The sequence below is a fragment of the Pseudoalteromonas sp. JSTW genome (assembly GCF_013423925.1).
Lineage (GTDB): Bacteria > Pseudomonadota > Gammaproteobacteria > Enterobacterales > Alteromonadaceae > Pseudoalteromonas > Pseudoalteromonas lipolytica.
In genome coordinates, this window is record NZ_CP058973.1 from 116950 (window position 1) to 128467 (window position 11518).

The 11518-nt window shown below is 38.5% G+C and carries 10 protein-coding genes; 5 read left to right on the forward strand and 5 right to left on the reverse strand.

Going from position 1 to position 11518, the window contains the following annotated elements; translation table 11 throughout:
* The gene (locus GZH31_RS16855; protein ID WP_118844963.1) at positions 1-405 is read right to left on the reverse strand and encodes an NUDIX hydrolase; all 405 of its coding nucleotides are present in this window, start codon (positions 403-405) and stop codon (positions 1-3) included.
* 291 nt (positions 406-696) lie between these two features.
* Here GZH31_RS16855 and GZH31_RS16860 point away from each other — a divergent pair, with 291 nt between their 5' ends.
* The gene (locus tag GZH31_RS16860; RefSeq protein WP_118844962.1) at positions 697-2079 is read left to right on the forward strand and encodes a Na+/H+ antiporter NhaC family protein; all 1383 of its coding nucleotides are present in this window, start codon (positions 697-699) and stop codon (positions 2077-2079) included.
* Between the two features lie 52 nt (positions 2080-2131).
* Here the strand turns inward: GZH31_RS16860 and GZH31_RS16865 are convergent, their stop codons facing one another.
* Positions 2132-5011, reverse strand: a complete 2880-nt coding sequence (locus GZH31_RS16865) for an insulinase family protein (RefSeq protein WP_180311842.1) — start codon at positions 5009-5011, stop codon at positions 2132-2134.
* 168 nt (positions 5012-5179) lie between these two features.
* On the opposite strand from GZH31_RS16865, the gene GZH31_RS16870 reads away from it, so the two are divergent.
* Positions 5180-5593 (forward strand): MAPEG family protein, encoded by a 414-nt coding sequence (locus tag GZH31_RS16870; protein ID WP_036972702.1) that lies wholly within the window; start codon positions 5180-5182, stop codon positions 5591-5593.
* A 47-nt stretch (positions 5594-5640) separates the two neighbouring features.
* Here GZH31_RS16870 and GZH31_RS16875 read toward each other — a convergent pair whose 3' ends face one another.
* Positions 5641-6381, reverse strand: coding sequence for a peptidylprolyl isomerase (locus GZH31_RS16875; protein WP_118844960.1), 741 nt, complete (start codon positions 6379-6381; stop codon positions 5641-5643).
* Positions 6382-6629: 248 nt separating this feature from the next.
* On the opposite strand from GZH31_RS16875, the gene GZH31_RS16880 reads away from it, so the two are divergent.
* Together GZH31_RS16880 and ushA are read left to right on the forward strand one after the other, a co-directional pair.
* Positions 6630-6827 carry a hypothetical protein gene (locus tag GZH31_RS16880; RefSeq protein ID WP_036972706.1) on the forward strand — a complete coding sequence of 66 codons (198 nt, stop codon included), beginning with the start codon at positions 6630-6632 and terminating at the stop codon, positions 6825-6827.
* 75 nt (positions 6828-6902) lie between these two features.
* Positions 6903-8510, forward strand: a complete 1608-nt coding sequence (ushA, locus tag GZH31_RS16885) for a bifunctional UDP-sugar hydrolase/5'-nucleotidase UshA (RefSeq protein WP_074989151.1) — start codon at positions 6903-6905, stop codon at positions 8508-8510.
* Between the two features lie 77 nt (positions 8511-8587).
* Here ushA and GZH31_RS16890 read toward each other — a convergent pair whose 3' ends face one another.
* Both GZH31_RS16890 and GZH31_RS16895 read right to left on the reverse strand, forming a co-directional pair.
* Positions 8588-9535 (reverse strand): hypothetical protein, encoded by a 948-nt coding sequence (locus GZH31_RS16890; protein WP_074989150.1) that lies wholly within the window; start codon positions 9533-9535, stop codon positions 8588-8590.
* On the reverse strand, positions 9522-10427 hold the full coding sequence (locus tag GZH31_RS16895; RefSeq protein WP_118845280.1) for a hypothetical protein: 906 nt from the start codon (positions 10425-10427) through the stop codon (positions 9522-9524). Before GZH31_RS16895 ends, GZH31_RS16890 begins: the two co-directional genes overlap by 14 nt.
* 217 nt (positions 10428-10644) lie before the next feature.
* On the opposite strand from GZH31_RS16895, the gene GZH31_RS16900 reads away from it, so the two are divergent.
* Positions 10645-11508, forward strand: coding sequence for a S1/P1 nuclease (locus GZH31_RS16900; protein ID WP_180311843.1), 864 nt, complete (start codon positions 10645-10647; stop codon positions 11506-11508).
* The last annotated feature ends 10 nt before the right edge of the window (positions 11509-11518 follow it).

Here is an 11518-nt window from a genome sequence, read left to right on the forward strand (position 1 = left end):
TTAAAATACTTTACTGACTACATCTGATGTAAAATTTAAACAATCCAGAACACGCTCTTTCTGAACGGTCGACAAGGCGTCTATATCAAAATAATCATATTCTGTATGTTCGTTACTGAGCATAATTTCCGCATTTTCAGGTAAATAGGCACGAAATATAAATGCGTGAGAGTTAAATGCAGTGTGGTAATAAACCCCACTCAGATAGCCAATTTGAATGTCGCAGTTGAGCTCTTCTTTACATTCACGCACTAAAGCCTGATGTATTGTTTCACCTTGGTCTAAGGCACCGCCCGGTAATCCCCAACTTTTTTGCCCATAGTCTGCTTTAAGTAATAATACTTGGCCCTGATCATTCGTGATCACAGCATGACTACTTAACCTGTATGTATCTGAAAAAGCCATAAAAACCCTTCGTTAAATTTTACTTAAGCCTAACATGAATACACTGCTTAAATTAATTAAGATAAGATAAAAATTCTTATTGACTAAATTAAAATTCAGGATTATTTTTCACGCGATGTTTTGGGCAAAACAATAGCAGTATATCCTCTATACTGTCTGGCGCCAGCCAACGCAGGCACTTACCGTAAAGCGGCCTTAAAGTGTGTTCGCGTAAAGCAGTGACATGAGTTGAAAAAACAACTTTTGATTTATGTAAGCAAAAGACTTTTGCTTAACTGTGTGAAAATTATAATGCAAGAACCTTCTGCGTTAAGTTTACTACCGCCAATATTGGTGGTGGTTTTGGCCGTATTTTTACGCCGCCCTATTTTATCTTTACTTATAGGTGCCCTCTTTGGTTTAGCCATGTTGGGACCTACCGCTATATTAGCAAACTTTGCTGATATTTCTCTTAAGGTGATGCAAGATGAAACTATCGCTTGGCTTATTTTAGTCTGTGGTGGCTTTGGTGCATTAATCGCTTTGTTAGTCAGGACCGGAGGGGCAACTGCCTTTGCCGAGTTAGCACTTAAGTTTGCAAGAGGACAACGCTCTTCTTTACTTATGACGTTTGCTTTGGGTGTAATTATATTTATTGATGATTACCTAAATGCGCTGACTGTTGGCGAGACAATGAAACGCATTACTGATAAATTTAAAATCAGTCGTGAAATGCTCGCGTATGTCGTTGACTCGACAGCAGCCCCTATCTGCGTACTTGTGCCATTATCAACATGGGCCGTGTTTTTTGGTGGGCTTCTAGTCGACAACAATGTTGCCGCTGAAGGCCAAGGCATTGCCGTGTATATCCAAGCGATTCCGTATATGTTTTACGCTTGGTTTGCCGTTATTGTCGTATTGCTCGTTAGCTTAAATGTGATCCCTGCATTTGGGCCAATGAAAAAAGCACAAAGTCGTGCCATGCACAACGAAATAGCCGTGTCGAGCAACCAATATAACGACGTTCATACTGCGGATGAATACGCAGTAAAGGCAGCTGAAGAAAACTTCGAAACAGCGGCTACTAACGGCAAATTGTATAATTTCTTGGTCCCTATCATCTTGCTAGTTGCTTTTACCGTGTACTTTGATATCGATGTATTCAAAGGGTTGCTGGCAACGTTTGCTGTGGTACTACCGTTTTATATGTTGCAAAAACTTATGTCATTAGGGGAGCTTATTGAGCGAATGCTTGATGGTTTTAAAAGCATGATCCCAGCTATCGGCACAGTCGTGGCGGCATTTATATTTAAAGATGTTTGTGACCAGCTTATGCTTCCACAGTATGTGATAAATACTTTAAGCCCCTATATGACAGCACAATATCTACCTGCGGTGGTCTTTTTAGCAATGGCTGTACTTGCCTTTGCCACGGGATCTAGCTGGGGAATATTTGCAGTGACAATCCCTATAGTTATGCCATTAGCATACGCAATTGACGCCAATATTCCATTGGTGATTGGGGCATTACTGTCGGCTTCGTCATTTGGTAGCCAAGCATGTTTTTACTCTGACTCCACTGTACTAGCAGCACAAGGCTCGGGTTGCGATTTAGTCAGCCATGCTGTCACACAATTACCGTATACCCTTATAGCAGCAACGGCAGCCTTTATCGGGTTCTTACTCGTTGCCTAAAATTACAAAGCCCAAGCAAATGCTTGGGCTTTTGTAATGACAACCAGAAAACTTACTTTTGAAATTTAATTCCTTTGTAATAGGTTTCTAGATTAGTCACTTTAGTTTGATTTTCGAAGTCGGCGAATGGTTTGTCTGCAAACTTACTACCACGCATTTGCACGCTTAAACGCGGCGCCTTATCATTTAACATGGTTTGCTTGTAATAGTCTTTCAAGTCAGCCAACGTCACTTTTTCAACTTCAGCAATTAACTGCTCTTTTGAATCAAAGTTAAAGTTTTCACGGTACCAATCGTTAATAAGTGGCGACATTTCATCACTGAGATTCTTTGGTTGCTCTTTTAGCGACACGAGGGTGGCATTTTTAAGCTGAGCAAATGTCTCTTCTGTCATGCTATCAAGCTCTACCGCGTATTGTTTTTTAAACTCATCAAAACGCGTTTGCATCTCTTTTGGCCCTTTAACAGGTGTTTGAATGTACAAACCAAGCGCAGAGTAATCTTCAATAGGTCGAGCCAATGCACCCACCGCATAAGCTAATTGCTCTTCGGTGCGCAGTTTATCAAAAGCAACAGTTCTGAAGTGGTTTTGCAACACTTGTGCTTGTGCTTTTTGTTTATAACCCGGCGTTGGATGAACGACCATATCGATGATCGCAACATCAGCTACATCAATATCTTTTTGTAATACTATGCGCTCACCTTCTTGTGGTAACCACGCTTTGCTGCGCGCAAACTCCGTCGTTTTATGACCCTTTGGTAAAATGGCTATCAATTTATTTGCAATTGACTCAACATCTTTTTGATTATAATTACCGAATGAGAATACACGTAAGTCATTAGCTGCTAGGGTTGATTGTTTAATACTTTCAAAGTCAGCCAAAGTGAGTTCATCTGCTGCGGCAATTAATGTCTCAGTATCAAACTTACCACTGCGAATTAATTTAGAATACTCACCAAAAGCTTGATAAAACGGAAATTGCTTTTGCTGGTTTAATAAATCGCGCTTAAAGCGGTCAATCGCTTGTGCAAACCCTTCTTGAGACACGTCTAATTGCAGATTTTCTAACGCTTGTGCGAGTAAAACGTCTTGCTTATCGGTAAAGCCACTGAGTGATAAAATCAATCCATTACTTGGCTGTAAGCCAAGGCTCATCCCCGCAACAGCAGCTTCAGTACTTAGTTTACTTTGTTGTAAATTATAGACATCAGCCCAAATTGAGTAGAGAACCTGTGATTTTGCGTCAACTAATGCATCGGGTGTATTGATATAAACTTCGACTAAGCCTTTAGGTTGCTCAGTAAATTGCTGACTTGCTTGACGCCATACTTTTACGCCTTGCTTATCAAACACGAGTTTAGGATGATCTTGCTGCTTAAATTCACCCGTTTTAATAGCAAAACTTTCGGGTAATAAGCGATTGACGGTTGGTAAGGCAAGTGCAAATTCACTTGGTTGACTCCAACGTTTAATTTCATCTTCACTAATATCTTCAATACGGTATTTACCATCATAGAAGTGTAACTGTGAGTCTGTTTCTTCTTGCTTAGATATATACCAAATACGCAAAGTATCTTCATTGAGTTGAGACAGCACATTCTGCACGGCTTCAGCATCAAATTGAGCGTAGTAATAAGGTGCATTAATTGCATTATTAACAGGGAACTTTTGCATGCTATCAGTTAGATTACTTACATAACCAAACTCATCGCCTTTTTCTAAAAACTGAAATTCATTGTTTAAAGAAGTGCGGATCTCATTAAAGTATTTACTATCAACACCCTGCTCTTTTATCAATGCAATGTATTGCATGATGGTAGCGACAATTTCCTCGCGGTTTTGCATGCCTGCATCTGTCAGCTCAACGTTCACAGTTAGACTGCCATAGTTACCATATTGTGTCGGAGCAGCAGACGCTGTTAATTGAGAAACCCAACCTTTATCTCGTAGAATCTGAGCGGGGCTACCTTGCATTTCATTACTCAGCAGGTAAGAAACAAAACGGTTTGGCTTAACGGCAAACTGATTACTGTTATCAGCAATCGTAAACTCTAACTGAAGTTGCTTAACATCTTCATTTGGCGAGTAATAAACGCGTTTGCCACCGGCTTGGTCAAAGTCTAACTTAGCTGTGACAGTGGGTTTCTCTATATTTTTGTTTTCAATGTCTGCAAAATATTGCTTAGCTTTAGCTTCCATTTCAGCAAGCGGACGATTAGAAATCATTGCAACTTTCATGATGTTAGATGAGTAGTACTTATTATAAAACTCAACTGTTTGCTGATGTAAGTTACTGCCTTCTTTATCCCCTAAAGTTTCAAGGTTTCCGATTAAGAAACGATTAGCTGGGTGTGAACCCATCATTTTACGCGCTAACTTAAATTGCCCAAAAAAATCCATTTCGCGGCGCATTGACCATTCCGCATTTACTGCATTTTTTTCTTTATCGGTGTATTCAGGATATAGCTTGGGTGATTTAAAGAAATCTGCAAAACGATCTAATGCTTCATCGTATGCATCATTATTCACTTTAAACATGTAGTTGGTAATATCTAACCACGTATAAGCATTATGTGCCCCACCGTTTTTAGTCATAAAGTCACTGTACCCTTTAGTATCCGGGTAACGATCGGTTCCTAAAAATAGCATGTGCTCTAAATAATGTGCCATCCCCTGTTGTGACATAGGGTCATGCAAAAGACCAACACCCACACTTAAGGCTGCCGCTGATTTTTCAACACTGGGATCTGAAATTAAAATAACATCTATTTCGTTGTCTAATTTAAGTGTTTTGTATTCACGGCTATCGTTTGGGCTAACAACCAACGAGTCTGGGATCAGGCTGGTATTAACACTCGGTGGTGTAGAAGTACAAGAACAGCCTGCTAATACTGCAAATGCAATCGCACTAAGCCCTATTATTTTTGTCATTTTATTGTATCCATTAGATATTACATTAATTATTATTTATCATGAGTTTTCATAGGTCGCAATTCAATGCTTTTTAGCGTAACAACCCTAAAAGTTTGTAACACATTGTGAAAAAAGCAGGACTAACGACTTAAACTTTACAACTATAACTATAACAAAGGATGAACTATGGAAAAGTGGCTAATTGTAGCAATGTTCACACAGGTCTTACTTACGTTCATTATTATGTTCATAATGGGTAAACGCCGTTTTCGTGCTGCAAAGCAAAAAACAATTGAAATGAAAGATTTTCTTACCATGGAGCTCGAAAAAGCCGGCTCAGATGTGCGTGTCGCAGATCGAAATTTTATTAATCAATTCGAAATGCCTGTGTTGTTCTTTATTGCCTGTTTAACAGCCTTACAGTTAAATGCGGTAGGTTATATGTTTGTGGCATTAGCGTGGGTTTATGTTTTGCTGCGTGTTTTGCACAGTTATATTCATTTAACATCAAATACGTTAAAAGTGCGTTATTACAGTTTTGTTATTAGCAGTTTAGTTATGCTATCTATGTGGGTGGTCATTTTAACTCGCGTTTTTTAGCGTCCATACTCGGTAAGGCGAATTAAACGCCTTACCGAAATAAGTGTTTATTTTTTAAAGCGACTCACGCCAGCAAAGGCAAGAAGAGATAGTAGCCATGCCATGCTCCCTGAACTTCCGCCACTGGTCCCATCCCCAGAATCAACATTCTCAATTAAGGTGTTTTCTTTAGGTTGCAGCGATGCAGATGAGTTAGGGTCGTCATTTACGATAATAACACTGTTAATCGTCACTAAGTCCTCAGCATTAAAACCCGATGTCGTATCAGGACACTGATCTTTATTAAGGCCTACAACGGGAATTTCACCACAATGGACCAAAGACGTAATTGCATCAATTGCCTGTTGGCTATCTGCTGTAATTTCACCGAACACAGTAAAACCACCATTTTGTACGTCTAAATTCGCGCTGTTATCTTTTAAGTTAAAAAACCATTGGCTTGTTGCACTATTCGCATTGCCGCCTTGTTTGGCCATCGCTATTGTGCCTTTCACATTTGATAACTCAGGTTCGTTTTTTATTGCAGGCTTCGTTTCAATCTCTTTAAAATCAGTATCATAACTAAAGCCACCGCCTTGCAAAACAAAGTTATCTACAGAGCGATGAATAACACTGCCATCATACGCGCCATCGCCAACGTAGCTTAAGAAGTTTTCAACTGTTACCGGTGTTTGTTGATCATATAAGTTGATAGTAATAGTGCCGTGATCGGTTTGCATTTCTACAACCGTTGCATTTGCTTGGAAACACGCAGCAAATAACAATGAAGATACCAAGTGCTTTTTCATTATTAATCATTCCTGATAATTTTTATTATAAAACTGCCAAGAGACTAAACAAAAAACAGCTGTCGTAAAATAGCAGACCAAACAGTTACACAAAACACATCAAATCAATCACAACTTAGTTACACTTATTTACATCGCGTATTCATTTTAGTTATATAAAAATTGCTTTTAAAAGCAAAATCGTCTTATCAAATACACTGAGTTTGTTAGTATCTACACGACAACAATGAACACATAGGAACACCACTATGGCTAATGAAGAAACCGCAATCTGCGATTTTGGCTTACACCAAGGTGAGCCATACAATAAGCTCCCAGCAAGCTTCCTTAACTGGATGGTTGGTAATAACCACCAAAAATCCCATTATGCTGAACAAGAGTTACAACGTAGACAATTAGCGGCGACGGGACAATTAAATACACAAATGAGCAATAAAAACGTATAAAAGTCATTTAATTTAAACCTCAGTCGTTTAAACTAAGCGCATAATTAACCTCATGCTTTTATCAGGCAACATATTATGCGCTTTTTTATTTTATCTTCACTACTTGTCACACTCACTGCATGTAGTAGCTCTTCAAATCATACTGATAGTGTTCAATACCTTACACTTCTCCACACGAACGATAACCATGGCCGTTTTTGGCACAATGAACAAGGTGAATACGGTATGGCTGCTCGTAAGACCCTTATTGATCGATTAAAAGCAGAAGCAGTCAACAATGGACACGCCGTATTATTATTGTCTGGTGGCGATATTAATACTGGTATTCCTGAATCTGACTTACAGCACGCTGAACCAGATTTTAAAGGAATGTCTGCAATTGGTTATGATGCAATGGCAATTGGAAACCATGAGTTTGATAACCCATTAGCTGTTTTAGATAAACAGCAACAGTGGTCAAACTTTCCATTCTTATCTGCCAATATTTTTGATAAAGAAACCGGAAAAACGGCCTATCAGGCTTACGAAGTATTCGAAAAAAATGGCCTTAAAATAGCCGTCATTGGTTTAACAACCACGGATACGGCAAAGATTGGTAATCCGCAATACATTGGCGGCCTAGATTTTCAAGATCCGGTCACTGTGACAACCCGCTTAGCCCCTAAAATAGAGGCGCAATATAATCCCGATATTACAATTGCTGTTACGCATATGGGCCATTATGTCGATGCAAACTATGGTATTAATGCACCCGGCGACGTGACAATGGCGCGCAATTTACCGAAGGGTATGATTGATATTATCGTAGGCGGCCACTCTCAAGAGCCTGTGTGTATGTCAGAAGAGAATGTCGCAGATGTTAATTTTGCACCAGGAAAGGCTTGTAAACCAGACCAACAAAATGGGACATGGATTATGCAAGCCCATGAATGGGGTAAATATGTTGGTAAAGCCGAGTTTAAACTAGAAGGTGACGAATTGACTCTCCTTAACTATTCACTTATTCCTGTTAACTTATATGTTGAAAATAAAGAGGGTAAAAAACAGCTAGCAGGTGATTATATAGAGCCCGATAAGTCACTCAAAAACATGCTTGCTGTATACCAAGAAAAAGGCGCAGCCCAAATTGCAGGGAAAATAGGTGAAGTTGATAGCAAGCTAGAAGGAGATCGTAATAAAGTGCGTTATCAACAAGTAAACCTAGCTCGCGTGATTATTGCGGCACAAATGCAATCTGTCGGAGCTGACTTTGGCATAATTAGTGGCGGTGGTATCCGAGATAGTATTCACGCAGGTGATGTAAGCTACAAAGATATTTTAAAAGTACACCCGTTTAAAAATAGAATTACGTACATTGATATAACAGGTAAAGACCTGTTTGATTACCTTGACGTTGTGACATCATTCCCGCCCGACTCAGGTGCGTATTTACAATATCATAAGCTTAGTTTTAAACGCGAAAACAATCAGCTATCCGATGTTAAAATTAATGGTGCGCCAATTGAAATGACTAAAACCTACCGTATGAGTATCAATAGCTACAATGCCTCAGGCGGTGATGGTTATCCAACGCTTACCAAAAAAGCCGGATTCGTTAGTACTGATGATACCGATGCACAGGCATTGAAACGTTACTTCGAACAGAACAGTCCTCTAAAAGCGGCTGATTACGCGCCTAATTAGGGGCAAAGTAAATAAAGCAAGGGAAGTCAGTAACATGCACTTCCCTTTTTTATTTCTTATAAGCTACTTTGTGGTTGTTATTTTCCAATGACTTCAATGTCATCTAGCGTAATGCCCTTTAAACCATAATGGTGTAGACGAGAGCGAGACCCTTCCCCATGTGCTTTAGGTGGATAATAGGTGTCTTTAATTTCTGGGAGTTCCTGCCAAACCTCATCAAGGGCCGCGCGTATTTCACTTAATGTTTTTTCTAAACTATTCGTGAAATTTGGTCGTTTGCGTATGGTGTGACCAAGTTCTACTAACCGGTAAAAATACTTATTAGCCAGTGCTAACAACTCTTCGGGAACATCTTTATTTTGATTAAGTATGACGTCTGGGTTTTCAACACAAAACTCAACTAGGGCCAAATAAAAACACAGCGGCTTATTCGCTAAAGCAACGGTTTTTTCTTTGTCGCAATTTGCTGACAATGTTTTACTTTTAAGGTCAACAATCAGTTTTGGTTGCAATTGAGTATGTTTTTCAACATCAGGGGTATGTTTCGCAATTTTTATCTTAGTGCGCTCACTCAAAAAGAGTAAATAGGTAAACAATCCTGCAAATCCAAAAACTAAAATCAATACAACAATGTCATTTTTTTCAAATATTGAGGAGTCTACGACAAAACTAACACTGAGAGATTTTTGTGGTGTATGCAATTGTTTCACAATCAAATCTGCACGCGCAGGGTATTCTGAAATTCCCTCAATAGAGTAAACAAACACATCAGAGGCAGATAACTGGCTATTTAACTGTTCAATATAATTAAGCACCATGTCTTTACTACCCGAATGTTTAAGAAAGTCATCGGGTAAATTTAAGTAGTTCAGGTCAAGTGCAATCCGATTTTCTATTTTAACGATTGTTAACGCATTATTCGCACGGTTATCACTATATTTTGCAGAAATATAACTCGCAAACATCATAATACTTGCGACACAGAAAACCACTGCATAAGCAAACTTTACTCTAGTTGGCAGCATTGTTTTCCCCTGTACTGCGTTTTATTTGCTTTTCAGCATCACATTCCCAAAATGATTCTACATGATTAAAGTAGTGTGAATTCTGGCTGCGCGCTAATTCTGTTAAGCGTAATTGCACAGCACAAAGTAGATCAGTATTTTCATTTTCCATTTTTAAGTACCAGCGACTACCACTAATATTATCGCTAATCGGGGTAATATAATTTGCGGAAAACTTTGCTTGATCCGAATCTTGCCAATATGAAGAAATCAAATCGACCTGACCACTGGCAAGTAATTCTCTCAGTTCAGAATGAGAGCTGGCATAAACAATGTTTAAATTCTCAAGGTTAATATCTAACTTTTTGAATAATTGCTTCGGTAGTATATGACCAGAACGACTTGTCGGATAATCTAACAGGCCAATACGTTTATCAAGAAAGTAACTTTTTTCTACACGTGGTTTTTCAGTACTTGAAATTAAATAAGCGGTGTAATTTGGAAACCCAACTACAGCTTGGTAGTTATAGGTCGATTCTGCCATAAACGCATTTATAAGATTCTCTTTAGCGAGAATAAGGTCAGCAATTCCTTTACCTAAAAACTCGATTGTGTCTGAGGTTTTATAGCCCCAGTAAGAAGTAACCGTTCCATATTGCTTACTAATAGTGTCATCACTACACAGTACTTTCGCAACGTCCTCAGCAAGCACTTTACCTGATGAATAAACAACAAGTTCATTAAGATTAAGATCTGACTTTGTTGCACATTGATACGAAGTTTCTATGAAAGCGTCAATATCAGAAATCGGTGCTTTACTCTGCATCGTTCCGATGCAAAAAAACAAAATAAGAGACAGAAACAAAAATGTAACAATCGATGATTTTTTTATTAGTATTGTTTTCAAATTCAATTTTAATAGCCAACAACGCACTGTTGTCTCTATTTGAACAATTATTCTTACTCATTGCAATAGGTAACTTTACTTAAACATTGTAACCTATTGATTTTATGAATTTATGAACAAGAAATTATGAATCTTATTGAGTCCTTTCTATTTCAGCTGAAATTCAGGAGAATTGACATTATGGAATCGTGCTTAATAACGCATTTATTCGGACACTGACTCAATGTTACAAAAAACAAAAACAATGTTGCTCATATCAACTGGCATTTTATCTATGTCAATGAGCTCACCTTCTCACGCATGGGGGCAAAACGGCCACCGTATTGTAGGTGAAGTAGCTGCAAACCATATTACCGACACCACTCGCCAGGCTTTAACTCCCCTATTAGACGGTGAATCATTACCTCAAATTGCTACCTGGGCCGACGAAATGCGCTCAGCACCTGAAACATTTTGGCAAAAGAAATCATCACGCTGGCATTACATAAACTTTGATGAAGGCGATGCAAAGCCAAAGTACGATGAACACGCACACCATAATAAAGACTCTGTTACAGATATTTTAGAAGGCATTGAATACTCAATTACAGTCTTAAAAAATGACAATGCATCTATTGCTGAAAAGCAGTTCGCTTTGCGCTTTTTAGTTCATTTGGTCGGCGATAGTCACCAACCTTTTCATGCAGGTAGAGGCGAAGACCGCGGCGGAAATAATATTTCTGTCACATTCTTCGGTCAGAATACAAATTTACATAGCTTATGGGACACAAAGTTAATTGAAAACGAAAACTTGTCCTATAGTGAATTTGCGCAATTTATAGACACAAAAAATGAAGAACTTATAGCAGATTACCTCTCAAGCTCTCCAAGCGATTGGTTAATAGAATCTCATAATATTGCAAAATCAATCTATAAAGAAAATGAAACAAACATAAGTTATAGTTATATCTATAAAAATGTACCAGTTATAAAAACTCGCCTACAACAAGGTGGGATCAGATTAGCCGGTTTATTAAATTCGTTGTTTGATAAATCAGCAAAACCGTTAGTAAAGGCACTAAAGATGCCAACTGACAGCAAACTATAAATGAAACATA

What these genes read in the sequence shown, in the direction of transcription:
- GZH31_RS16855 (WP_118844963.1), bottom strand. Translation starts at nt 405, where the DNA reads ATGGCTTTTTCAGATACATACAGGTTAAGTAGTCATGCTGTGATCACG.
- GZH31_RS16860 (WP_118844962.1), top strand. Translation starts at nt 697, where the DNA reads ATGCAAGAACCTTCTGCGTTAAGTTTACTACCGCCAATATTGGTGGTG.
- GZH31_RS16865 (WP_180311842.1), bottom strand. Translation starts at nt 5,011, where the DNA reads ATGACAAAAATAATAGGGCTTAGTGCGATTGCATTTGCAGTATTAGCA.
- GZH31_RS16870 (WP_036972702.1), top strand. Translation starts at nt 5,180, where the DNA reads ATGGAAAAGTGGCTAATTGTAGCAATGTTCACACAGGTCTTACTTACG.
- GZH31_RS16875 (WP_118844960.1), bottom strand. Translation starts at nt 6,381, where the DNA reads ATGAAAAAGCACTTGGTATCTTCATTGTTATTTGCTGCGTGTTTCCAA.
- GZH31_RS16880 (WP_036972706.1), top strand. Translation starts at nt 6,630, where the DNA reads ATGGCTAATGAAGAAACCGCAATCTGCGATTTTGGCTTACACCAAGGT.
- ushA (WP_074989151.1), top strand. Translation starts at nt 6,903, where the DNA reads ATGCGCTTTTTTATTTTATCTTCACTACTTGTCACACTCACTGCATGT.
- GZH31_RS16890 (WP_074989150.1), bottom strand. Translation starts at nt 9,535, where the DNA reads ATGCTGCCAACTAGAGTAAAGTTTGCTTATGCAGTGGTTTTCTGTGTC.
- GZH31_RS16900 (WP_180311843.1), top strand. Translation starts at nt 10,645, where the DNA reads ATGTTACAAAAAACAAAAACAATGTTGCTCATATCAACTGGCATTTTA.